At 73.8% G+C, this 22,446-nt stretch carries 18 protein-coding genes; 8 read left to right on the forward strand and 10 right to left on the reverse strand.

What is annotated here, in order from left to right; translation table 11 throughout:
• Positions 1 to 84 precede the first annotated feature (84 nt).
• Together ACWEMJ_RS15150 and ACWEMJ_RS15155 are read left to right on the forward strand one after the other, a co-directional pair.
• Positions 85 to 1,416, forward strand: coding sequence for a HEAT repeat domain-containing protein (locus ACWEMJ_RS15150; protein ID WP_452137481.1), 1,332 nt, complete (start codon positions 85 to 87; stop codon positions 1,414 to 1,416).
• A gap of 196 nt (positions 1,417 to 1,612) precedes the next feature.
• Positions 1,613 to 3,139, forward strand: coding sequence for a hypothetical protein (locus ACWEMJ_RS15155; protein ID WP_452137482.1), 1,527 nt, complete (start codon positions 1,613 to 1,615; stop codon positions 3,137 to 3,139).
• 44 nt (positions 3,140 to 3,183) lie between these two features.
• On the opposite strand, the gene ACWEMJ_RS15160 is transcribed toward ACWEMJ_RS15155, so the two are convergent.
• From ACWEMJ_RS15160 to ACWEMJ_RS15180, 5 genes are all read right to left on the reverse strand, one after another.
• Positions 3,184 to 3,813, reverse strand: a complete 630-nt coding sequence (locus ACWEMJ_RS15160; protein ID WP_452137483.1) for a winged helix-turn-helix domain-containing protein — start codon at positions 3,811 to 3,813, stop codon at positions 3,184 to 3,186.
• Between the two features lie 547 nt (positions 3,814 to 4,360).
• Positions 4,361 to 4,969, reverse strand: a complete 609-nt coding sequence (locus ACWEMJ_RS15165) for a GTP-binding protein (RefSeq protein ID WP_452137484.1) — start codon at positions 4,967 to 4,969, stop codon at positions 4,361 to 4,363.
• Positions 4,950 to 5,459, reverse strand: coding sequence for a DUF742 domain-containing protein (locus ACWEMJ_RS15170; protein ID WP_452137485.1), 510 nt, complete (start codon positions 5,457 to 5,459; stop codon positions 4,950 to 4,952). Before ACWEMJ_RS15170 ends, ACWEMJ_RS15165 begins: the two co-directional genes overlap by 20 nt.
• A 7-nt stretch (positions 5,460 to 5,466) precedes the next feature.
• Positions 5,467 to 5,886, reverse strand: a complete 420-nt coding sequence (locus ACWEMJ_RS15175) for a roadblock/LC7 domain-containing protein (protein ID WP_035868175.1) — start codon at positions 5,884 to 5,886, stop codon at positions 5,467 to 5,469.
• Positions 5,883 to 8,636 (reverse strand): nitrate- and nitrite sensing domain-containing protein, encoded by a 2,754-nt coding sequence (locus tag ACWEMJ_RS15180; RefSeq protein WP_452137486.1) that lies wholly within the window; start codon positions 8,634 to 8,636, stop codon positions 5,883 to 5,885. Before ACWEMJ_RS15180 ends, ACWEMJ_RS15175 begins: the two co-directional genes overlap by 4 nt.
• A 375-nt stretch (positions 8,637 to 9,011) precedes the next feature.
• Between ACWEMJ_RS15180 and ACWEMJ_RS15185 the strand changes: the two genes are divergently transcribed.
• Positions 9,012 to 10,838, forward strand: coding sequence for an AMP-dependent synthetase/ligase (locus ACWEMJ_RS15185; RefSeq protein WP_452137487.1), 1,827 nt, complete (start codon positions 9,012 to 9,014; stop codon positions 10,836 to 10,838).
• Between the two features lie 140 nt (positions 10,839 to 10,978).
• Positions 10,979 to 12,100 (forward strand): polysaccharide deacetylase family protein, encoded by a 1,122-nt coding sequence (locus ACWEMJ_RS15190; protein ID WP_452137488.1) that lies wholly within the window; start codon positions 10,979 to 10,981, stop codon positions 12,098 to 12,100.
• A 130-nt stretch (positions 12,101 to 12,230) separates the two neighbouring features.
• Here ACWEMJ_RS15190 and ACWEMJ_RS15195 read toward each other — a convergent pair whose 3' ends face one another.
• Both ACWEMJ_RS15195 and ACWEMJ_RS15200 read right to left on the reverse strand, forming a co-directional pair.
• Positions 12,231 to 13,028, reverse strand: a complete 798-nt coding sequence (locus tag ACWEMJ_RS15195) for an SGNH/GDSL hydrolase family protein (protein ID WP_452137489.1) — start codon at positions 13,026 to 13,028, stop codon at positions 12,231 to 12,233.
• A gap of 424 nt (positions 13,029 to 13,452) precedes the next feature.
• Positions 13,453 to 14,049: a TIGR03086 family metal-binding protein gene (locus ACWEMJ_RS15200; protein WP_452137490.1), complete on the reverse strand. Its 597-nt coding sequence runs from the start codon at positions 14,047 to 14,049 to the stop codon at positions 13,453 to 13,455.
• A 181-nt stretch (positions 14,050 to 14,230) separates the two neighbouring features.
• On the opposite strand from ACWEMJ_RS15200, the gene ACWEMJ_RS15205 reads away from it, so the two are divergent.
• Entirely contained in the window at positions 14,231 to 15,130 is a 900-nt protein-coding gene (locus tag ACWEMJ_RS15205) for a hypothetical protein (protein ID WP_452137491.1), read from the forward strand.
• Positions 15,131 to 15,805: 675 nt separating this feature from the next.
• On the opposite strand, the gene ACWEMJ_RS15210 is transcribed toward ACWEMJ_RS15205, so the two are convergent.
• Positions 15,806 to 16,399 (reverse strand): hypothetical protein, encoded by a 594-nt coding sequence (locus ACWEMJ_RS15210; protein ID WP_452137492.1) that lies wholly within the window; start codon positions 16,397 to 16,399, stop codon positions 15,806 to 15,808.
• Between the two features lie 238 nt (positions 16,400 to 16,637).
• Between ACWEMJ_RS15210 and ACWEMJ_RS15215 the strand changes: the two genes are divergently transcribed.
• The 3 genes from ACWEMJ_RS15215 to ACWEMJ_RS15225 all read left to right on the forward strand — a co-directional run bounded on the left by ACWEMJ_RS15215 (position 16,638) and on the right by ACWEMJ_RS15225 (position 21,233).
• Positions 16,638 to 17,810 carry an exonuclease SbcCD subunit D gene (locus tag ACWEMJ_RS15215; protein ID WP_452137493.1) on the forward strand — a complete coding sequence of 391 codons (1,173 nt, stop codon included), beginning with the start codon at positions 16,638 to 16,640 and terminating at the stop codon, positions 17,808 to 17,810.
• 22 nt (positions 17,811 to 17,832) lie between these two features.
• On the forward strand, positions 17,833 to 20,859 hold the full coding sequence (locus ACWEMJ_RS15220; RefSeq protein ID WP_452137494.1) for an AAA family ATPase: 3,027 nt from the start codon (positions 17,833 to 17,835) through the stop codon (positions 20,857 to 20,859).
• A gap of 68 nt (positions 20,860 to 20,927) precedes the next feature.
• Positions 20,928 to 21,233, forward strand: a complete 306-nt coding sequence (locus ACWEMJ_RS15225; protein WP_452137495.1) for an XRE family transcriptional regulator — start codon at positions 20,928 to 20,930, stop codon at positions 21,231 to 21,233.
• On the opposite strand, the gene ACWEMJ_RS15230 is transcribed toward ACWEMJ_RS15225, so the two are convergent.
• The gene (locus ACWEMJ_RS15230; RefSeq protein WP_452137496.1) at positions 21,234 to 22,058 is read right to left on the reverse strand and encodes an alpha/beta fold hydrolase; all 825 of its coding nucleotides are present in this window, start codon (positions 22,056 to 22,058) and stop codon (positions 21,234 to 21,236) included.
• Positions 22,059 to 22,080: 22 nt separating this feature from the next.
• Positions 22,081 to 22,275 carry a hypothetical protein gene (locus ACWEMJ_RS15235; RefSeq protein WP_452137497.1) on the reverse strand — a complete coding sequence of 65 codons (195 nt, stop codon included), beginning with the start codon at positions 22,273 to 22,275 and terminating at the stop codon, positions 22,081 to 22,083.
• Between the last annotated feature and the right edge of the window lie 171 nt (positions 22,276 to 22,446).

Below are 22,446 nucleotides of genomic sequence, written 5' to 3' on the forward strand. Positions count from 1 at the left end.
ACCGTCTCGGTCGGGGAAGCCGAGCAGGTCGGGGGCCCATCAACCGATCTCACGCTGTCAGCGGGCCGTGCAAGCGTGTGGATCATGAACGCGAGCGACGACAACCTGCTGGCCGGGCTGGACGACATCGACTGGGCGGCCCTCGGCCACGCCTACGGAAGCGCGGAGGACGTGCCCGCCCTGCTGCGCGCCGCCTGCGGGGCGGACGAGAAGGCCCGGGACAGTGCCTTCCGCAGGCTGTTCGGCAACATCTTCCACCAGGGCACCCGCTACTCGGCCTCCCCGTTCGCCGTCCCCTTCCTCGTGCGGATCGCGGTCGCCGGCCCGCCCGACGCCCGGATCGACGCGCTGTGGCTGCTGACCCGCCTGGCGGTGGACTGGCACGACGAGTACCGGCTCCCGCTCGGCATCGACACCGTCGCCTGGCGTGCCGCGGCCCCCAGCCATGAGGAGACCCTGCGGTCGTTCGACGAAGCCATCGCCGCCGAGACCGACGAAGGCCGACTGCGGCACCTGCACCTCGGACGGGAGCACTGCGCGGCCGGACACCCGATCGACCGCCGCGAAGGCGCACTGCGCTCCTACGACGCCGTCAGCTCCCAACTCTCCTCCCTGATAAAACTGTTCGGAGACCGGGATCCGGCGATCCGCACCCGCACCGCCTACCTGTTCGGATGGTTCCCCGAGGAGGCAGACGTCCTCCTGCCCCCGCTCCTGGCGTGCCTCGACGCCGAAGCGGATCCCGTCACCGCCACCACCCTCCTCGTCGCGATCGGGCTGCTCGCCGACCACGACCCGGCCGACCGGCTGCGCCGCCACCTCGCCGCCGACCACCCGCTCCTCCGCTGGGCCGCCGCCACCGCCCTCGGCCGCCTGCTGATCCTGCGCCGGGGCGACGCGCCAGACCTGCCGCCCACCGAACGCGTCGTCGCCGAACTCGCCGCGTTCGGCGCCCGTCCCGCACCCGAGCCGAGCACCGAGCACAACAACGGCGACCTCCACAGCTACGCCCTCCGCACCCTGCTCGGCCTCCTGGAGAGCGCCGACGACCCGGACCGCGTCCTCGGCGGGATCACCCGCGCCCTGCCCCACCTCCGGGACAGCGACATCGTGCCCCGCCCGCTCCCGTCCGCCGCTGCGAAGATCCTGGCCGCCGCGTTCGAACCCGCCGACGCCATCGTGCCGTTCACCGACCACACCCCGGCCCGGCAGGAACTCCTGCGCACCCTCGCCGAGTTGCTGACCGCCGAGGACTTCCAGGAGTTCCCGTTCGGCTCGGACCTCCACCAGTCGTTCACCTCGCACGGCCTCCCGGGCACCCGCGCCGCCCTGCGCGCCTACGCCGGCCTGCCCACCGAGGGCGAGGACCCGGACGCACCGCTCCCCGACCCCTGGGCGAGGTTCCGGGACAGCTGACCCCCGGCATTGCGGCCGCGGCCCGTCCGCCAAAAACGGTGCGCGGTCGCGGCCCGCCCTCCGGCCGGGCTCCGTCGTGCTCGGAGGAACGGCGAGCGTCCGCACCGCGGAGCCGCTGCGCCGAGGTCCCCATTTATCGACTGTGTAGTGCGGTCCGCCACGCTCGCGCCCGGCAGCTCGACCTGAGGGGACAACCTTGTACTACCACTGCGACCGCTGCGGGTACATCCACCGCCACACCGGCGCCCAGGACCAGGACGGCCAGCTGTGCCGTGCCTGCGGCTCCGGTCACCTGCACCGGGGGCACCCGGACCACGGCTACCTCCTGACGGACACCTTCCACGCCGAGCCGTACAACCTGCCCGTCCCGGCCTACCAGCCGGTCCTCACCGGGCAGATGGACACGCCGGGCACCTTCAACTACTTCTCCGGCGTCGCGGGCGGGTCCTTCCTCCAGTTCGTCCGCCGGCACACCTGCTACGTCGGCCGGTTCACCAACCTCCTGGTGCCGCAGGCGAACCAGTTCGGCTGGCTGTCGCCGTACACGGGCAACAAGCACAACCGCTCGCACTTCACGCAGTTGGTGATCGCGCACGTCGCCCGCGCCAAGTTCGCCGACAACAAGGGCCGGCTGCCCCGGCTGATCGAGCCGTTCGTCGGGTCCGGGCAGATCTTCCTCAACTCCTCCTGCTGGGGCCCGGCGATCAACGACGGCATCCCGCTGTTCCGGTCCGTCCTGGCGGGCGACCTGAACCACTACGTGGTCGCCGCGTACCGCCTGATGCAGCAGTACGGCCAGTCCTTCGTCACCCGCTACGTGAAGCAGGCGGCGATCTGGGACCACGGCAACGACCAGAAGGTGATCTACCCTCAGCTGATCAGCGACCTCGACGACGGCCTGGTGACGCTCCGCGATCCCGAGGCGGACCCGGCGCATGTGCTGAAGACCGTCTTCAAGTACATCTGGCTGATCAACCGCTGCGTGCGCGGCACCAAGCTCACCGACGTCGGCGGCCTGGCCGGAACCCCCCGCGACCGCTCCGAGGACCAGCTCGACGAGCTGCGCGAGCGGGAGCGGGCCCGGCTCGCCGCGGTGGTCGCCCAGCTGCTGCTCCTGGAGTTCGAGGTCGAGTGGCAGGACTTCCGGCGGACCTGCGCGGAGGCGGAGCCGACCGACGTCGTCGTGATGGACTGCCCGTTCCCGGCGTTCACCACCCTGGTGCCGCCGCCCGGCCACGAATCGCCGGTGACCTACCGCGCGAAGGCCGCGCACACCTACGGGGTCGGGGACGACGGCGCCGGACTCCAGCAGGACATCCTGGAGGCCGCGGCGGCCCTGACCGCCAAGGGCACCACCGTCATCCTCTGCAACTTCGCCAACCCGGGCCTGGTGCAGGCGTACTCCGGGCTGGTCGAGAACGACGTGGCGGCCGAGGACCTCAAGTACTTCACCTACACCTACCGTTCGCCCAGCACGACCAGCGAGGCGTACCAGCTGACCATCCTCCCCGGCCTCGGGAACGCCAACGTCACGCGCGTGCCCACCACCCTGCTGCCCGCCTGGCTGGCATGCGGCGGCGACGACCTGGCGCAGCAGGAGTTCTTCGCCCCGAGGCAGCACGCCCTCACCGCCGCGGACCGGGCGTACCAGGACGAGCGCGACGCGTCCGAGGAGGAACGCCAGGACGACGACGCGGACTTCCAGATGACCCTGGAGGACTAGCACCCCGCTGCGCCCCGGGGCCGACATCCCGGGGCGCAGCGGCCTCAGGCCACCGGCGCGTACTTGTAGCCGACGCGCCGCACCGTGACGATCGTGTCGCGGTAGGCGGCGCCGAGCTTGCGGCGGAGGCGGGCGACGTGGACGTCGACGGTGCGGCCGTCGCCGACGTGGCCGTATCCCCAGACGGTGTGCACGAGTTGGTCGCGGGTGTGCACGCGGTGCGGGTGCTCGGTGAGGTGGGCGAGCAGCTCGAATTCGAGGTAGGTGAGGTCGAGCAGCGCGCCGTCGACGTACGCGTTGCGGCGGTCGAGGTCGACGGAGATGCCGTTCTCGGCGGGCCGGGTGAACGGCCGGGCCGCGACGGGGGCGGGCGCGGGGACCGGCACCGGCGCGGGGGCCGCCTTCTCGGCCGGCACCAGCACCAGGTAGCCGACCAGCGGGGCGCTGGTGTGCGCGCCGAGCTGCGTCAACAGGGCCTGGGGCAGCACCGATTGGGGCAGGGCGGCGACCACGGCCGCGCCGTCCTGGAGGCCGGCCAGCAGGCTCTCGGGGGCGATGGCGGGCGCGGGCCGGGTGGTCGGGACGGCGACCCGGCGGGGCTCGGCGTCGAGGGGGTGGTGGGGCAGGGTGCGGACCGCTCGCAGGTGCGGGGTCGCGGTGGCGGCGTAGGACATTCGAGGGCTCTTTCGCGCGTGACGGTCGGTGGGTGGTCGTCGTCTGCGCTTCCGGCGCGCCGGGTGCTGGCCTGTCGGGTCAGCGTGGCGGGCGGGAGACGCGGGACACGCGTCGACAGGTCTGGTCGAAGTGGTGGGCCTGGCGCGAGGGCCAGAAGGGTTCCAGGAGGGTGCGAGGACGCACGGACGGCTCTCCAAGGCGCGGCGGTGTAACGAGGCGGGGACGCGAAAACCGTCACCATGCCTCAGGTGCAAGGGTGGTGACGGTGCGTCAGCGACAGCAGGCGCTGAATATCGAGCCGTGGTCGATGTACCGCCGCACGGTCAGCGCCGGCAGCACGGGGAGGGCGACGACGCGCACGGCTGCGGCCATCTCGCGTCCCCTCCCCGGTCTGTGGAGCCCGCGACGGACGGCGGGCACGAGTACGAGACTTCCACGCCAAGTGCCCGGAAGGCAACCCACTGCACCCACCCGCTCGCAGGTCGAGACAGATTTGTCCCACCAGGTGGACGGCAAGGCCCTGACCTGCGAAGACGCCAAGCGGAACTACAGCAGCACACCGGCCCGGGAGGCAGCGTGCTCGACCAGCCGGATCAGCAGCTCCTTGCCGTCCTCGCGGCGCCGCGCGTCGCACAGCAGCACGGGCACGCTCGCGGGCAGGTCGAGAGCGGCGCGGACGTCCTCGGGCGCGTAGACCTCGGTGCCCTCGAAGCAGTTGACGGCGACCACGAACGGGATGTCGCGCTGCTCGAAGTAGTCGACCGACGGGAAGGAGTCGGCGAGCCGGCGGGTGTCGGCGAGCACCACGGCGCCCAGGGTGCCGCGCGCGAGCTCGTCCCAGACGAACCAGAAGCGGTCCTGTCCGGGGGTGCCGAACAGGTACAGGGCGAGGCCGGGCTTGAGGTCGATCCGGCCGAAGTCCATGGCGACCGTGGTGGTGCGCTTGGACTCGACGCCCGCGGTGTCGTCGATCGGGCGGCCGAGTTCGCTGAGCGACTCCTCGGTGCGCAGCGGCCGGATCTCGCTGACGGCCCCGACCAGGGTGGTCTTGCCCGCGCCGAAGCCGCCGGCGATCAGGATCTTGACCGCGTTGGAGACCCAGGGGGCCTTGCGGTTGGCGGGGTTCGACGGTACGTCAGAGTGCACGGAGGCCATTGATCACGTCTCGCAGCAGGCGCTCGTCCGGTTGCTGGGCGAGCTGGAAGGGTCGGGTGACGGCGATCAGGTCGGCGTCGTGGAGGTCGCCGAGCAGCACCCGCACCACACTGACCGGCAGGTCGGTGTAGGAGCCCAACTCGGCGACGCTGAGCGGTTCTTCGCAGCAGAGCTGGAGGATCGCGTGGTGCTCGGGGCCGAACGGCAGGTCGGCGGGGACGCCGCCGGGGCCGAGGGCCGGCCCGGCGGCGGTGACCAGGGAGATCAGGTCGAACAGGCCGTCGTCGACCGGGCGGGCGCGGCCTCTGGTCATCGCGAACAGCCGGACCATCGGCCCGGCCTCGTCGTCGAACCAGCGGTCGTCCACCGGCGTGCGGGGCGCGAACAGGTCGACCGACGGGTCGTCGGTCGACGTTTCGTCCGCGAACTCACCGCTGAGGCCGTCCGGGGCGGTGGCCTCGGTCGGCTCGGTCGGCTCGGGCTCGCTCATCGTTCGGTCATCTCCCGGGCGGAGTGGTCTCGGTCCTCGGCTCGGCGGCCAGGTGCTCGCCGACGCGCTTCACCAACAGTGCCATCTCGTAGGCGATTTGGCCCACATCGGATTCGGCGTCGCTGAGCACGGCCAGGCAGCTGCCGTCGCCGGCCGCGGTGATGAACAGGAAGGCGTCGTCGAGTTCGACCATGGTCTGCCGGACGCCGCCGACCTGGAAGTGCCGTCCGGCGCCCTTGGCGAGGCTGTGGAAGCCGGCGGCGACGGCGGCCAGGTGCTCGGCGTCCTCCCGGCCGAGGCCGCTGGAGACGCCGGTGGCCAGGCCGTCGCTGGACAGGATCACCGCGTGCCGAAGGGTCGCGACGCGGCCGACCAGGTCGTTGAGGAGCCAGTCGAGTTCCCCGGACGGCGGTGTTGTTGCGGTCATGATTCGGTTCCTTCTGCTGGTGCGGGCGGTGCGTCCGGCGGCTGGTGCGCCGGGGGGACGGAACGGGCGGGGGCGGCGGGCAGCGCGGGCGGCACCGGCGCGGAGGGCAGCGCGACCCGCAGCCGGGGCGGGCGGCCGGACGGCGGCGCGAGCGGCGCGCCGGGCCGGGCGGGCGCGGACGACGAGGAGCCGTCGGCGGCGTCGCCGTCGGGCTCGGAGCGGACGACGGTCAGCGAGGCGGGCTGCAGTCGGTCGCCGCGTCCCCGGGCGAAGCCGCGCTGGAACGAGGCGAACGCGGAGCGGGCCTCCTCGGGGCTTCGCTCGCGGGCCGGCTCGGTGTTCTCCGGGCTTGCCCCGGCCCGCAGTTGGGGCGCGAGGCTGGCCTGCCGGACCCGGCGCGGCAGCAGCCCGCCGGCCACCGGCGTCAGCGGCGTGACGGGCCCGTTCCCGGCCCCGTCCGCGCTCGGCGGCGCGGGCACGGCGGCGGCGACAGGCTTGCCCGCAGCGGGCTTCGCGAGGGCGGGCTTGGCGAGAGCGGGCCGCACCGGCGCGGGCCTCCCCGCCGCGGGCACGGCGGCGCCCGCCGCCCTCCCGTCGACCGTCCCGGCGTCCTCGGTGCGCCGGTGCCGCCCGGTGCCGGACGCACCGGCCGCCGCCTGCGCGGGAGTTCGCCGTCGCGGCAGCCCGCCGGGCCGCGCGGACGGGTCGGCGGCGGACGGTCGCGGCCCGCCGAGCACCTTGTCGGGCGCGGCGTGCGCCCGCCCGGGCTCGGCGCCCCCGGCGGCCCGCCGGTGGGTGGGGTCGTCGGCGGGCCGGGCGGAGGAGCCGCCCTCGGGCGCCATGTCGCCGGGCTCGGCGAGCAGTTCGCGCGGGATCAGCACGACGGCGGAGGTGCCGCCGTACGGCGAGGGCCGCAGGTGCACCCGGATGCCGTGTCGGCGGGCCAGCCGGGAGACCACGAACAGGCCCAGCCGGTCGGTGTCGGCGAGGTCGAACTCCTGCTCCACGTCGAGCCGTTGGTTGATCTCGGCGAGGTGCTGCTCGTTCAGGCCGAGGCCGCGGTCGTCGATCTCCAGGCAGAAGCCGTGCGCCACCACCTCGCCCTGGACGGTGACTTGGGTCTGCGGGGGCGAGAACACCGTGGCGTTCTCGACGAGTTCGGCGATCAGGTGGGTGACGTCGGCGACGGCGGCGCCGAGCAGTCCGGTGCCGGGGAAGGGCCGGACGATGACCCGGGCGTAGTCCTCGACCTCGCCGACGGCGGCGCGCACCACGTCGACCATCCGCACCGGCTTGCGCCAGGCGCGGCCGGGTGAGCCGCCGGAGAGGATGATCAGGCCCTCGGCGTGGCGGCGCATGCGGGTGGTGAGGTGGTCGAGGCGGAACAGGTCCTCGAGTTCGCGGGGGTTCTCGGTGCGGCGCTCCATGGTGTCCAGCAGGGTGAGCTGGCGGTGCAGCAGCACCTGGGAGCGGCGGGCGAGGTTGACGAAGACGGCGGAGACGCCGCGGCGCAGTTCGGCCTGCTCGACGGCGGCTTCGACGGCCACCCGCTGCACCTCGTTGAAGGCGCGGCCGACCTGGCCGATCTCGCCCGCGCCGAACTCCAGTTGGGGGACTTCGGCGGCCACGTCGACGGCTTCGCCGTGGCGCAGCCGGAGCATCACGGAGGGCAGGCGGGTGGCGGACAGGTCGGCGGCGGCGTTGCGCAGGCCGACGAGCTCGCGGACCAGTCGGCGGCCGATGCGGTAGGAGACGACGATGGACAGCACCACGGCGAGCAGGCCGATGAGGCCGGCGACGGCGCCGCGCATGACGGCGTTGATGGCGTAGGCGTGGGCCTGTTCGCCGAGCTTGTCGACCAGCCGGGTGTTGATGACGGCGATGTCGGCGAGCACCCGGTCGGCGTTGTCGCCCCAGGCGTCGGTCTGGCCGCCGTGGGCGAACAGGGAGCGGTCGGAGGAGTCGTCGAAGCCGGCTTCGGCGTTGGTGAGGGCGTTCCAGGCGGGGGTGCCGCGGACTTCGGTGTAGTCCTTCTCGTCCTGCGGGTCGAGTTCGGCGACGTAGACCCGGAACAGGGTCTGCTGGGCGTGCATGGCGTCCAGCGCGACCTGCTGCTTGTGGGCGTCGGCGGCGGCCGCGGTGGTGCCGGCCCGCAGGGCGCGCATGGCGGCGATCTCCTGGGCCAGGTAGTCGGTGGCCCGGGTGAGTTCGACCAGCACGGTGCCCTGGCGGGGCAGTGCGCCGCTCTCCTTGGAGACGAAGGAGGACCGGAAGGCGAAGACCGGGCTGATCAGCGCGCTGTAGTCCTCGATCGCGCCGTCCCAGGAGGTGCGCTGCTGGCCGATCTGGCTGCGGATGGCGGCGAGTTGGTCGCCGGCGGTGATGACGTCCTGGATGCGGGCGCGCTGGTCGTCGTCGAGCTGGCCGGCGTCGCGGCTGGTGCTCTGGTAGCGCAGCAGCTGGAGGTCGCGGTCGGTGACGGCCTGGGCCTTCAGGTAGGCGTCGGCGTGGGCCTTGTCGGCGGGGTCGGCGAGGCGCAGCGCGGCTGCTCCGCGTTCGACGCGGAGGTCTTCGGCGTACTGGTCGGCGGGGCCGCCGAAGGCCTTGTAGGTGGCGCTGAGGTCGAGTTGGTTCCAGACGTCGCCGGTGGTGATGAGGGTGGAGTAGCCCCACAGGCCGCTGAGTGCCGCGATGGGCACCAGGAGCAGCGCGATGATCCTCGCGCGGATCGAGTTGCGGCGCAGGCGCATGTGGTTCCTCTGGGGGTCCTCGGTCGGGCTGGTCGCCGGGCACGAGCAACCGGGGGCGGGGTGGGTACGGAGGGGTGTGCATGGGGACTCTGAGGAGTACGAGAGCCGCGAGCCTACTACCTTCTGACCACCCGTTCGTAGGGTGAATTTGCATTGTGATCGTGTGTTGTCCGGATCGTCCTTTAATTTCTGGCCGGGGGCGTGCACTGCCCCGACCTGCGGCACTGCCGCCGGTGCCGGGTGTCGTCGGCCGGTGACCCTGGGCAGCGCCGCCACGATCGGGTAGCTTCGCCGGTGCCGCCCTCCGCCGGCGCGAACCGTGCGAGCGGTGCGGGCCGGGCGAGCGGGGGCGGGAGCGGCGGAACGGGGGTCACCGTGCGAGAGTTCAGCAGCCCCGCGCTCGGCGGCGGCCCGGCGGTGACCGGCGGGCTGGCCGACTCGGTGTTCGACCGGGCCGAGCGCGAGCCGCGGCTGGTGCAGTTGTCCCGCTGGGCGGACGGCGCCTGGCAGCCGGTGACGGCCGCCCGGTTCCGCGACGAGGTGCTGGGCCTGGCCCGGGGCCTGCTCACCCGGGGGGTGCGCTACGGCGACCGGGTCGCGGTGATGTCCAACACCCGTTACGAGTGGACCCTGTTCGACTACGCGCTCTGGTCGATCGGCGCGATCCCGGTGCCGGTGTACCCGACGGCGGCGGCCGACCAGGTGCGCTGGATCCTGGCCGAGACCTCGGCGGTGGCCTGCGTGGTCGAGGACGAGGACCAGGCGATGACGGTCGGCGCGGTCTGCGACGCGCTGCCGGCGCTGACCGGCATCTGGCAGCTGGACCGGGGCTGCGTGGAGCAGCTGACGGCGGACGGCCTGGGCGTGCCGGACGCCCTGGTGCACCGTCAACGGGTCGGCGTCACACCGGATTCGCTCGCCAGCGTCATCTACACCTCCGGCACCACCGGCCGCCCGAAGGGCTGCCTGCTGACCCACGGCAACTTCGCGTCGGTGGCGGACGCGGTGCTGGAGGGCTGGGCGGAGGTGTTCGGCGACACCCGCGGCGACCAGCCCGCCACCTTGCTGTTCCTGCCGCTGGCGCACGTGTACGGGCGGCTCACCCAGGTCGCGGCGGTGCGCGGCGGCATCCGGATCGGCCACCACGCCAAGCTGTCGGCGGACAGCCTGCTGCCGGCCCTGGCCGCGTTCCGGCCGACCTTCCTGCACGCGGTGCCGTACATCTTCGAGAAGATCCACCGCCGGGCCCGGGAGGCCGCCGAGGCGTCCGGCCGGCTGGAGGCGTTCCTGCAGGCCGAGCAGGTGGCGATCGAGTGGGCGACTGCCTGGGAGCGCCGGGCGCACCGCACCGGCCCCGGCCCGTCCCCCGCGCTGCGGCTGCGGCACGCCGCGTACGAGCGGCTGGTGTACCAGCGGGTGCGGGCGGTGCTCGGCGGCCGGGTGCGGGCGGTGATGTCCGGCGGGTCCATGCTGGGACGGGAGTTGGCGCTGTTCTTCGCGGGCGCGGGCATGACGGTGTACGAGGGCTACGGGCTGACCGAGACCTCCGCCGCGATCACCGCCAATCCGCCGGACCGGCCCAAGTTCGGCACCGTCGGCCGCCCGGTGCCGGGCGCGTCGGTGGCGATCGCCGAGGACGGCGAGGTGTGGGTGCGCGGCCCCGGCGTGTTCTCCGGCTACCTCAACCACCCGCGCTGCTCCCAGGAGGTGCTGTACCGCGACTGGCTGGCCACCGGCGACCTCGGCTCGCTGGACGAGGACGGCTACCTGACGCTGACCGGCCGCAAGAAGGAGGTGATCGTCACCTCCAGCGGCAAGAACCTGGCCCCCGCGATCCTGGAGGAGCGCGTCCGGACGCATCCGCTGATCGCCCAGTGCCTGGTGGTGGGCGACAATCGGCCGTACCTGGCCGCGCTGATCACCCTGGACCCGGTGGCCCTCGCGCACTGGCTCAAGGCCCGCGGGCGGCCGCAGTCGGACGTCGGGCGCACGCTCGCCGACCCCGAACTGCACCAGGAGGTGCAGCGGGCCGTCGCCGCCGCCAACACCACCGTCTCGCGCGCCGAGTCGATCCGCGCGTTCCGCCTGCTGCCGCGCGAATTCACCCTGGACGACGGCCTGTTGACGCCCTCGCTGAAGATCCGGCGGGCCGCGGTGGCGGAGCGCTACGCGCAGGACATCGAGGAGCTGTACAGCGGCTGACCGATCTGCGACCACTCCCCCTTGACCGCCGGGATTGGTCCAGTCCATTGTGTGCAACCGGCCTGGTGCGGCAGAGCCGGACCGACCCCCGCCCCCTCCGGGAGTCACGCCTTCTCCTTCCCCCACCGTGGAGTTGACCCGTGCTCAGTTCCGTCCGTCGCCGTCTCGCGGCCGCTGCCGCCGCCACCGTGCTGGCCGCCCTCGGCACCGCCCCGGCCGCCCACGCCGACGCCCCCGCGCCCGCCGCCGCGGTCAACCTCGCGACCAACCCCGGCTTCGAGATCCCGACCCTGCCGCTCGCCGACTGGGGCTCGATCCCCGGCTGGCGCTGCGCCCCGGGCGAGGGCGCCGTCACCGCCGCGGCCCGCACCGGCGGCTCCGCGCTGGCCGTCACCCCGGCCTCCGCCGACTCCACCGGCCAGTGCGTGCAGACCCTCGCGGTGCGCCCCAATACCACTTACACGTACCGGGCCTGGGTGCACGGCTCGTACGCCTTCCTGGGCGCCACCGGCACCGGCCACGACGTCCCGCCGGCCTGGACGGCGTCCACCGGCGACGGCTGGCGGCAGCTGTCCACCACCTTCACCACCGGCGCCGCCACCAGCTCCGTCGAGCTGTACGTGCACGGCTGGTACGGCCAGGGCCCGATCGCGGTGGACGACGTCAGCGTCACCGGCGACGTCCCCGCGCCCGCGTACGCCACCTGGAACGCGCCGACCTCCGACAAGGCGGTCTTCCTGACCATCGACGACGGCTGGTTCCGCACCCCCGAGGCCGCGCAGCTGATCGCCGACCGCAAGCTCCCGGTCACCGCGTTCCCGCTGCCGATGCCGGAGGGCTTCGAACCGGACTACTTCCGCCGGATCACCGCCGCGCCCGGGTCCTCGATCCAGAACCACAGCGTCTCGCACCGCGACCTGACCACGCTGTCCCCGGCCGAGCAGCAGGCCGAGATCTGCGACGCCCGCGACGCGATCACCGCCCGCTACGGCAGCACGCCGACCGTCCTGCGGCCGCCGTACTTCACCTTCGACGCCAACACCCAGCAGGCCGCCGCGAACTGCGGCATCAAGTACCTGCTGACCGCGACCGCCGACTTCACCTCCGGCGCCGCGAACGTCTACCACGGCGGCCCGCTGCAGCCCGGCGACGTGATCATCCTGCACTTCACCGACACCCTGGCGAGCGACCTGCAGCGCGCCCTGGACGCGGCCCGCGAGGCCGGCCTGACGCCGGCGGCGCTCACCGACTACCTGCGGTGAGCGCCGCCGCCGAAATAAGCTGACGTATCGTCACTGCGTGGCGACTCACGAACCCCGGTGTCCGGGCCCCTCCCATGGGCCCGGACACCGGTCTCGTTCACCGGCCACGCAGGTGCCGCGACCGGGCGGATCAGACTCCCGCGGAGAACGACGGCAGGTAGCCGTAGGCCTGGCCCGAGGAGTTCGGGTGGTAGCTGTCGCTGATCGGCAGCGTGGTGCTGTTCAGCCACTGCGACGAGGAACCGCAGATCTCGTGGGTGGAGAAGATCGACCGGACGTCCTTGAAGGTGAAGCCGGCCGCCGCCGCCTGCTTGGAGATCACCGAGTCCAGGGTGTCCGCGGCGCTGTTGATCGCGGTCCGCTTGGTGTCCGAGATGCCGACGATGCAGTTGCCCGGCACCTGGTACAGGTGCGGGTAGCCGAGCACCACGAACTTGGCGTTCGGCGCCTTGGCCTTCATCTGCGCGTACAGGTTGGACAGCTTGCCCGGCAGCGTGTTGGTGGCGTAGCTCTTGGCCGTGTTCACCGCGCTCAGACAGGAGCTCTCGCTGTTCAGCACGCAGGTCTGCATGGTCGAGGCGAAGCCCGCGTCGTTGCCGCCGATGGTGATCGAGACCAGCGTGGTCGAGGAGCTGAGCGACGAGATCTGGTTGGCGAGCACGTCGTTGGTGGTGGCGCCGGAGCAGGCGACGAACTTGAACGAGGTCGGCGCGTGCGCGTTCTTCCACAGGTTCGGGTAGGCGTTGGTGCTGCGGCTGCAGCTGCCGCTCTCGCTGGTGTAGCTGCCGGAGCCGACGCCGGCCGAGTACGAGTCGCCGAGGGCCACGTAGTTGACGCCGGCCGCGCTCGCCTGAGTGGCGGCGGCGAGGGTGGTGATGGACAGGGCCGCCGCGGTGAGAGCGACGGAAATGGCACGGACGCGAGTCATCTTTCCTCCATTGGGTGACGCAGGCCACACAGAGATACCAGCCAGTAGCCTTCGGGGGAAGCGGTCATGCCAAAGAATTTGACGAACTCTCATCCAAACGTCACCCGCGTTCTCGCTACGCGCGGAGACCCGCCCCTGACCTGGGCTGCGAAGATCCCGGAAAACCTCGCCCGAACGTCCGGTGGCCCGATTTTTCACCTGACACTCCGTCAACTTTCGCCCCGTTTCCGAGCGCGACGGGGGCGTGACGCGCTGTGCTCACGCACCACTCCCGTCACACCCGCCCCACAGCGGCGGTCGTGGCGCCCGAACGGCGCGAAGCAGACGAAACGCCCTCCCGCCGGGCACGCCGCGCGCCCGGCGCGAGGGCGCCAAGTACCGTATTGCGGACGGCCGGTACCGCCCAGCGACCGCCCGGGGGGGGTCAGCCGGCCGACCAGTTCGGGTCGCGGCCGAGCAGCAGCAGGATCCGGTCGAGCACCTCGGCGCCCGCCGGAACGTCCAGCGCGGGCGCGAACGCGGCCCCCGCCCGCTCGCGGACGTCCCCCGTCGGCACCTGCTCGGCCACCGCCAGCGCGGCCGCCAGCACCTCCGGGTCGAACTCGACGCCGACCCCGATCGAGGCGGCCACGTCCCAGCCGTGCACCACGTAGTCCACCAGGTGGAAGCCGACCGCCACCGCCCCCGCGAACCACTGCCCGCCGCGCACCTCCGGCAGCCACAACTCCCGCTCCAGCAGGCCCGGTTTGGCGAACGCGGCGACCACCTCGGCCGCCGACCGCGCGAACGCCCCCGCCGGATCGCCGCCCACCGGGCGGTCCCGCCAGACCTCCACCCCGTGCAGCTCGCCGCCCGCCGCGACGGCGAAACCGTGGTTCTGCCCGGTCATGTGCGCCAGCAGCTCGCCAAGTGTCCACTTCCCGCAGGGTGTTGGCAGATCGAGACGGTCCGGGTCGACCCGGCCGACGACGGCCTCGGTGACCTTCAGTGCGCGGGCGTCGAGTTCCTGAATGCTCGTCATATCGCGGATGGTATCGACCAATTCGCCAACTCGGTCGGTACAGAAATCAGTTGACACAGTAAGCCCACCAAGCACCCCCCGCGCCGAATCGGATCACCGTGCCGATCGTTCCCGAAGACCGGTCCGCCACCGCCGAGTTGATCGCTTCGCGCGGAGCCGGGAGCGCCCCTATCCTGCCGGGATGATCTCCAAGTCTTCGCCGTCCGGTGTGCCGTCGGTGGTCCTGCGCGGCGGTGGCACGGTCGCGCGGTTCGTCGACGGCCTGGTGGTGGTGGAGGAGCGGGAGGCGCACCACCGCATACCGCTCACCGCCATCGAGGGTGTCGAGGCCGACGCCGACGGGACGGGCACGGTGCGGATTCGGCTCGTGGCGGGCAGCGGGCCGGTGGGGGGCTTCGTGATCCGCCGGCGCAAGGTCGGGGCCGCCCAGGCCTTCGCGCGTGCCGTCTCAGCGAGCTTGCCGGGGGTGGACCGGCCAGGACGCGTGGAATCGGTCCCGGTGGAGCCGTCCCGCTGGGCGCGGAGGCAGCTGTCGCGGGCGGCGGACGCCTGGACCGGCGCCGGATCCTTCCTTCGTGCGGCCGTGGTGGCGTTCGGCATCTGGGCCGTGGGGATGCTGATCGTGATCCTTCTCGGCATCGGCCGCGGTCACGGCAACGCCCTGCCCTGGCTCCCCGCACTCCCGCTCCTGATCGTCGTCGCCGCTGCCTGCGACGGTTCGGGTCTGCCCTACCTGCGGCTGCGCTGGGTGCTGTGGCGGCGTGGGATCCCGGTGATGGCCACCGTCCAGCACGTGCGGACCACCTACGGGGGCCGGGGCCGCCGTATGCGCCACGCCGTGTACGGGTTCGTCGACGCCGAGGGCCGGCAGCAGACCGGAACCGACCGGCACACCGACGTGCAGTTCGACAGCGGGACGTTCGAGATCGCCTACGACCCCCGCAAGCCGTCCCGCGTGCTCATTCACGGACACCAGGCGGGGAACGTCTACGTCTCCTGCCTCCTGGCGCTCCTGGCGGCGGCCGCCGGCTCGGCGGCCACGTTCCTCGCCCTGGTGGCCGTCGGAGCCATCGACGGCTGAAGCCGCTGTCGCACCGATCATGAGACCGTCCGGTCGGACGGGCGTCCCGATGGGATTATCGCCGGCCGGTGCCCCACCACCGACACCGTCCGGCCGCGGACCTCACGGGCCCAGCACGGCGCAGCTCGGCTCGACTCAGCACGGCACAGCACAGCTCGGCGCAGCTCAGCTCGGCACGACCCAACGCGGCGCAGCACGGCGCAGCTCAGCTCGGCACGACCCAGCACAGCACAGCACAGCGCAGCTCGGCCCAGCACGGCTCGGCTCGGCGCAGCTCAGCTCGGCGCAGCTCAGCTCGGCACGACCCAACACAGCGCAGCACGGCGCAGCTCGGCTCGGCACGACCCAACACAGCGCAGCTCGGCCCAGCACGGCTCGACTCAGCGCAGTGCAGCTCGGCACAGCACGGCACGACCCAACACGGCTCAGCGCAGCACGGCGCAGCTCGGCACGGCGCAGCTCGGCACGACCCAACACGGCTCAGCGCAGCTCGGCACGGCGCAGTACGGCTCGGCGTAGCACGGCACAACACGGCTCGGCTCGGCTCAGCACAGCGCAGCGCAGCACGGCGCAGCTCGGCACGGCGCAGTACGGCTCGACTCAGCACAGCTCAGCACGGCTCGGCGCAGCACGGCACAACACGGCTCGACTCAGTACAGCGCAGCGCAGCTCGGCTCAGCTCAACCGGCAGCCGGCGGGCGGGAGTTCCTCGATCGTCTCGTTGGCGGCGGCCGGCACCCCGAGCAGGGCGACCGCCGCCGACACCGCCGCGCGGGCCTGGTGCAGGCCGGCGGTGCCCCAGCCGAGGAGTTCGACGGCCAGGCCGGGGGCGACCAGCAGTCGCCGGTAGTGGCGGCCGGAGGCAGGGTCGGGCGCGGACGGGCCGACGCCGCGCAGCGCCGCGGCCATCCGGACCCGGGCGCACTCGTGGCCGCCGTTCGCCGAGCCGACCCGGTCGTACAGGTAGCCGAGGTAGACCGGCGGGCCGATCAGCGCCTGCGCCTCCTCGCCCGCCTCGCGGGCCAGCGCGGCACCGGGGTCGCCCGCGTCCTCCGCCTCCAGCGAGCCGCCGGGCAGGCTCACCACGCCGTCGCGCGGGTTGACCAGCGTGAGCACCCGGCCGTCGGGGGCGAACAGCCAGCCCCAGGACTGCTTCACCGGCAGCCCCGGCGGCACCGCGACCCCCGGGTGCCACGGCCAGCCCGCGTTCGGCCGCCGCCGCACCCGCCCGAGCAGGTCGGAGATCTCCGGGCTGTACTCGATGCCCATGCCACTCCTTCCGTACTCCGGGCGGCCGCCGTCGCCACTGATGATCTTCCCCGAACACCCGACCGATGAACAGTCCCGACCGCCACCCGGCTCAGCGTTTCGCCTGCCCCGGGCCTGCCCCGGCCGCCCCTCCCGTCTCTCCCGCCCCCGCCTGTCACCCGTACCTGTGATACTCGGTACCGGTCGGACCACCATGAGAGCGACGGGGAGTGACGGACATGCTGCGGGGAGCTTCGGCGTGAGGCTGCTGCACACCTCGGACTGGCACCTGGGCCGTTCGTTCCACCGCGAGAACCTGCACGAGGCGCAGCGCGCGTTCCTCGACCACCTGGTGGCGACGGCCGTCGCCGAGCGGGTGCAGGCCGTGCTGGTCGCGGGCGACGTGTACGACCGCGCGCTGCCCGGTCTGGAGGCCGTCGCGCTGTTCGACGACGTGCTGTGGCGGCTGGCCGAGGCGGGCATCGACACCGTCTTCATCAGCGGCAACCACGATTCGGCGCGCCGGCTCGGCGTCGCCTCCCGCCTGATCGAGCGGGCCGGCATCCATCTGCGCACCGACCCGGGCGCGCTCGCCGTTCCGGTGCTGCTGGACGACCCGGACGGCCCGGTCGCGGTGTACGGGCTGCCGTACCTGGAGCCCGCGTTGGTGCGGGAGCGGCTGGGGCTGGCGAAGGGCGGGCACGAGCAGGTGCTGGCGGCGGCGATGGACGCCGTCCGGGCCGACCTCGCCGAGCGGCCGGCGGGCACCCGGGCCGTGGTGCTGGCGCATGCGTTCGTGACGGGCGGCGAGCCGAGCGACAGCGAGCGGGACATCGCGGTGGGCGGCGTGCAGTCGGTGCCGGCCGGGGTGTTCGACGGCGTGCACTACGTGGCGCTCGGGCACCTGCACGGCTGCCAGACCCTCGCCCCGCACCTGCGCTACTCGGGCTCGCCGCTCGCCTACTCGTTCTCCGAGACGAACCACCGCAAGTCGATGTGGCTGGTCGACCTGGACGCGGCGGGCGCCGTCGAGGCCACCCGGGTGCACTGTCCGCAGCCCCGGCCGCTGGCCCAGCTGCGCGGCCGCCTGGACGAGTTGCTCGCCGCCGAGGAACACGAGTGGGCCGAGGGCGCCTGGGTGCAGGCCACCTTGACCGACCCGGTCCGGCCGGTCGATCCGATGGAGCGGCTGCGGGTGCGCTTCCCGCACACCCTGCAGCTGCTGTTCGACCCGGAGGGCGGCGAGCAGGCCGCCGCGCAGTCGTACGCGCAGCGGGTCAGCGGGCGCAGCGACCAGGAGGTCGTGGAGGGCTTCGTCGCCCATGTCCGCCCGGGGCGGGAGTTGGACGGCACCGAGCGGTCCTGGCTGCTGGAGGGCCTGGAGTCGGTGCGCCGCACGGCCGCCGACCGGGCCGAGGAGAACGGCCGATGAACCTCGTGGAGGGGGTTTCCCGATGAGGCTGCACCAGCTCACCGTCACCGCGTTCGGCCCGTTCGCCTCGACGGAGCGGATCGACTTCGACCGGCTCACCGCGTCCGGCCTGTTCCTGCTGCGCGGGGCGACCGGCGCGGGCAAGAGCAGCGTGCTGGACGCGGTCTGCTACGCGCTGTACGGCGAACTGCCGGGCTCGCGCAGGAGCAACGGCGTGCGCAGCGACCACGCCGACCAGGCGCGGCGCACCGAGGTGGTGCTGGAGGCGACGCTCGGCGGGCGGCGCCTGGAGATCACCCGCAGCCCGGAGCAGCTGCGGCCCAAGAAGACCGGGACGGGCCTGACCAAGGACAAGGCGCAGACGCTGCTGCGCGAGTGGGTCGCGGACGCCGGGGAGGGCGCGCCGGGCTGGGTTCCGGTCAGCCGCTCGCACCAGGAGGCCGGCGAGGAGCTGACCCGGCTGCTCGGCATGAGCCGCGACCAGTTCTGCCAGGTCGTGCTGCTGCCGCAGGGCGACTTCGCGCGGTTCCTGCGCGCGGACTCCAAGCAGCGCGCCGACCTGCTGGGCAAGCTGTTCGACACCAGCCGGTTCGAGCAGTTGGAGCGCTGGACGGCGGAGCGCCGGCTGCGCCAGGAGCACGAGGTGCAGGCCGGCCGGCAGCGGCTGCGCGACCTGGCCGCCCGCGCCGAGGAGGCCGCCGGGCCGCTCGCCGCCGACGCCGACGCGCACCGCCCCGGCGAGCACGCCTCCGTCGACGACGTGCTGGCCTGGACGGCGATGCTGCGCGGCACGGCCGCCGAGCGCGTCACCGCGACGGCCCTCGCGCTGGACGTCGCCGAGGCCGCCGGCACCCGGGCCCGCGCCCGGCTGGACGCGCAGACCGCCCTGGCGGACCGCCAGCAGCGGCACCGCTCCGCGCTGCGCGAGCACACCGAACTCGCCGCCCGCGAACGGGAGTCGGCCGCCGACCGGTCGCGGCTGCGGCTCGCGCTGGCCGCCGAGGCGCTGGCGCCGCTGCGCGACCTGCACCGCGGCGCACTGGCCGCGCACACCGCCGCGACCGCCGCCGAGTCCGCCCACCGCGCGACGTTTGCCGCCCGGACCGCCGAACCGTGGGCCGCCCGGCTGCTCGGCGACCTCCCGCCCGCCGACGCCGAGCGCGCGCTGCGCGCCGAGGCGACCCGGCTGGCGGAGGCCCGCGCGGACGAGCAGCGGCACGTTCAACTGACGATCGAGCGCGACCAGTTGGCCGCCGAGCAGAAGAGCATCGACGAGCTGGCCGAGGATTCGCGCGAGTGGCTGGCCGGCCACGACGACCAGGTGAAGCGACTGCAGGTCGAGCTCGACGCGGCCCGCGAGGCGCACTCGCTGCTAGCCCAACTCGATGTGCGCCTGCGTGAATTGATGGAGCGTCAGGCCTCGGCGCAGCGCCACCGGGGCCTGCTGGCCGAGGTGTCCGCCGCCGAGGCGGAGGTCCGCGCCCTGACGGATGCGGCGCTGTCCGCCCGGGCCCGCACCCTCGACCTCCAGGAGCGTCGACTCGCGGGCATGGCAGCCGAGTTGGCCGCCCAGCTGGCCGACGGCGAGCCCTGCCGGGTGTGCGGCTCGGCCGAGCACCCGGCCCCGGCCCGCCCGTCGGCCGACCAGGTCACGGCCGCCGACGAGCAGCGCGCCCGCGCCGCCCAGCACACGGCCGAGGCCGAACTCGACGCCGCCAAGCGCCGGTTGGGTGCCCTCCAGGTGGACGCGGCGGCCGCCGGGACCGCCGCCGCCGGCCGCTCGGTCGCCGAACTCTCCTCCGCCATCGACGAGTTGACCGCCGAACGGCGCGCCGCCCTGCACACCGCCGATCGGCTGGTTCCGCTCGGCCAGGAGGCGGAACGGCTGGAGCAGGAACGCAAGGCCCGCGACGAGCGGCTGCGGCAGGCGGGCGAGCGCGGCGCCGTCCTCGCCGACCGGCTGGGCGCGCTCGCCACCGAACTCGACGCGCTGGCCGACCGGATCACCGCCGCGCGCGGCGACGCCCCGTCCGTCGCGGCCCGGGCGAACGCGGTCGACGCCCTCGCCGCCGCCCACGCCGCCGTCCAGGACGCGGCCCGCACCACCGCCGAGACCGCCCACCGCCTCGCCGAGGCCACCGCAGCGCTGGAACGCGCCGCCGCCGACGCGGGCTTCGCCGACCTGTCGGCGCTCGCCGCCGCCGCGCTGCCCTCGCCCCAACGGACCGCCCTGCAACGGCACTTCGAGCAGCTCGACGCCGCGCTGGAGCGGACCGCCGCCCGCCTCGCCGACCCCGAGCTGCGCGCGGCGGCCGAACTCCCGCCGGCGGACGCCGCGTCCGCGCACGCCGCCGAGGAGCACGCCACGGCCCTGCTGCGCGCCGCCGACACCGCGCACCGCACCGCCGCGGACCGGGTCGCCGCGCTGGCCCGGATCACCGGCGACCTGACCACCCTCGCCGACGCCTTCGCACCCGTCCTGGACTCCTACGCCCGGATCAGCCGCCTCGCCGCGCTGCTCGCGGGCGCGCCCGCCGAGAACGCCCTGCGGATGCGCCTGGAGTCCTACGTGCTGGCCGCCCGCCTCGAACAGGTCGCGGCCGCCGCGAGCCACCGCCTGCTGAAGATGTCCGGCGGCCGCTACACCCTGGTCCACAGCGACGGCCTGGTCTCCGGCAACAAGCGCTCCGGCCTGTCCCTCCACGTCGTCGACGCCTGGACCGGCCGCGAACGCGACACCGCCACCCTCTCCGGCGGCGAGTCCTTCTTCGCCTCCCTCGCCCTCGCCCTCGGCCTCGCCGACGTCGTCACCGACGAGGCCGGCGGCATGCCCCTGGACACCCTCTTCATCGACGAGGGCTTCGGCACCCTCGACGAGAACACCCTCGAAGAAGTCATGGACGTCCTCGACTCCCTCCGCGAACGCGACCGCGCCGTAGGCATCGTCAGCCACGTCGCCGACCTCCGCACCCGCATCCCCGCCCAACTCCTCATCCGCAAACACCGCCACGGCTCCACCGCCCACCACACCACCCCCACCGACGCCTGACCCCACCACCGGGCACCACCGGCACCGCCACCGCCGATCCCGTCGCGCTCAAGGAGGGCGAGTAGCCAATGGCCAGATCCTGGAAGGAAGTCCGGGCCCAGGTCGTCACCGACGAGGAGCGGGTGGCGGCGCATCGCGCCAAGCTCGATGCCGAGGTCCGCGCCTATCGCCTCGCGGAGATCCGCCGGGAGCAGGACCTGACCCAGACCGAGGTCGCGGAGCTGATCGGCGTCACCCAGCCGAACGTCTCCCGCCTGGAACGCGGCGACCTCGAAGGCGCCTCCCTCGGCACGCTCCGCGAGTACGTCGAGGCGCTCGGCGGGCAGCTCCGGCTGGTGGCCGACTTCGGGGATCGGCAGTTGCGGATCCGGTAGTCACCGGGGTGCCGCGAACTCCGCTGCTGTTCGGCCCCAACTTCTGATGGCGGTGAGGGTGGTGGCGATGTGGAGGGTGGCGTGGGGGAGGTGGGTGGCGAGGGTGTGGGCGGTGGTGGTGGGGTGGACGGGGTCGGTGGGCCAGGTGAGGACGAGGGTGGGGTGGGGGAGCTCGCGGAGGCGGTCGGGGGTGGGGAGGTCGGCTTCGGCGGCGGCCCGCAGGACGGCCGGGACGAGGTGGTCGGCGGCGTCGAACTCGGTGGCGTACTGGGGCACTTCGGCGAGCACGGCGGGCGGCCCGGAGACCTTCGCGGCGACCCGGAGGGCACCCGTCCCGCGCCGTTCAACCAGCGTCGCGGCGGCCCGCAGCCCGGTCCGTCGCGGCTCGCGGGCCGCCCAGGCCACCGCGGGGATCGCCAGCACCAGGCGGTCGAACCGCTCGGGTCGGGCGAGCGCCGCCCACAGGACGGTCGCGGCGCCCATGGACGCGCCGATCCCGGTCACGGGGGCGTCCGGCGAGAGGTGGTCGCACAGGGCGAGCAGGTCGGCGGCGAGCGCGGGGTAGCCGTAGTCCGCGGCGACGGGCCGCCCCGTGGAGCGGCCGTGGCCGCGCGCGTCGTAGCGGGCCAGGCGGTGGGTCGCGGTGAGCGGCGTCCAGTCGAACAGCCCGGCCCGGTCCTCGTGCGCCCGGCTGGACAGCGAGCCGTGCGCGTGAACGGCCAGCGGCCCGTCCGCACCGCCGGCGACGTCGAACGCGAGCGTGGCGTGCGGGCGTTCCAGCAGGCCGGTGGCGGGCCCGGTGCTCCTCGGCACGGAAACGGTCATGACCCGGTCGTCCGACGGATCGTCAGCCGGAGCATGCCGCGCGCTGCGCCTGCTGCCAGGTGCAGACCGGGCACAGCGTGGCGCCGCTCGCCCCGGCCGGGTACTCGGTCTCCTCGCCGCACAGCACGCACGCGGCGCGCTCCCCCGGCCCGCCGGGCAGCAGCCCGCGCCGGGCCTGCTCGGGATCGGCCGACGCCTCACAGCTCTGCTCCGCCATGCGTCCAGGGTACGGCCCGCCGCCCGGGCCCCGGCGTGCCACCTTCGTGGGATTGCGCAAGCGGGGGCGCGGATCGACGCTGGAGACCGTACCCGACCCGTCACGATCGCCTCCGGGGCCCGGACGGACGCCCCCGGCACCGCCCCGGGCGGCGACGCGAACCGGAGGAGG

The sequence above is a fragment of the Kitasatospora sp. NPDC004531 genome, assembly GCF_053602195.1.

What these genes read in the sequence shown, in the direction of transcription:
- ACWEMJ_RS15150 (WP_452137481.1), top strand. Translation starts at nt 85, where the DNA reads ATGAACGCGAGCGACGACAACCTGCTGGCCGGGCTGGACGACATCGAC.
- ACWEMJ_RS15235 (WP_452137497.1), bottom strand. Translation starts at nt 22,275, where the DNA reads ATGGCGGAGCAGAGCTGTGAGGCGTCGGCCGATCCCGAGCAGGCCCGG.
- ACWEMJ_RS15230 (WP_452137496.1), bottom strand. Translation starts at nt 22,058, where the DNA reads ATGACCGTTTCCGTGCCGAGGAGCACCGGGCCCGCCACCGGCCTGCTG.
- ACWEMJ_RS15180 (WP_452137486.1), bottom strand. Translation starts at nt 8,636, where the DNA reads ATGCGCCTGCGCCGCAACTCGATCCGCGCGAGGATCATCGCGCTGCTC.
- ACWEMJ_RS15220 (WP_452137494.1), top strand. Translation starts at nt 17,833, where the DNA reads ATGAGGCTGCACCAGCTCACCGTCACCGCGTTCGGCCCGTTCGCCTCG.
- ACWEMJ_RS15225 (WP_452137495.1), top strand. Translation starts at nt 20,928, where the DNA reads ATGGCCAGATCCTGGAAGGAAGTCCGGGCCCAGGTCGTCACCGACGAG.
- ACWEMJ_RS15200 (WP_452137490.1), bottom strand. Translation starts at nt 14,049, where the DNA reads ATGACGAGCATTCAGGAACTCGACGCCCGCGCACTGAAGGTCACCGAG.
- ACWEMJ_RS15195 (WP_452137489.1), bottom strand. Translation starts at nt 13,028, where the DNA reads ATGACTCGCGTCCGTGCCATTTCCGTCGCTCTCACCGCGGCGGCCCTG.
- ACWEMJ_RS15175 (WP_035868175.1), bottom strand. Translation starts at nt 5,886, where the DNA reads ATGACCGCAACAACACCGCCGTCCGGGGAACTCGACTGGCTCCTCAAC.
- ACWEMJ_RS15165 (WP_452137484.1), bottom strand. Translation starts at nt 4,969, where the DNA reads ATGGCCTCCGTGCACTCTGACGTACCGTCGAACCCCGCCAACCGCAAG.
- ACWEMJ_RS15205 (WP_452137491.1), top strand. Translation starts at nt 14,231, where the DNA reads ATGATCTCCAAGTCTTCGCCGTCCGGTGTGCCGTCGGTGGTCCTGCGC.
- ACWEMJ_RS15170 (WP_452137485.1), bottom strand. Translation starts at nt 5,459, where the DNA reads ATGAGCGAGCCCGAGCCGACCGAGCCGACCGAGGCCACCGCCCCGGAC.
- ACWEMJ_RS15210 (WP_452137492.1), bottom strand. Translation starts at nt 16,399, where the DNA reads ATGGGCATCGAGTACAGCCCGGAGATCTCCGACCTGCTCGGGCGGGTG.
- ACWEMJ_RS15160 (WP_452137483.1), bottom strand. Translation starts at nt 3,813, where the DNA reads ATGTCCTACGCCGCCACCGCGACCCCGCACCTGCGAGCGGTCCGCACC.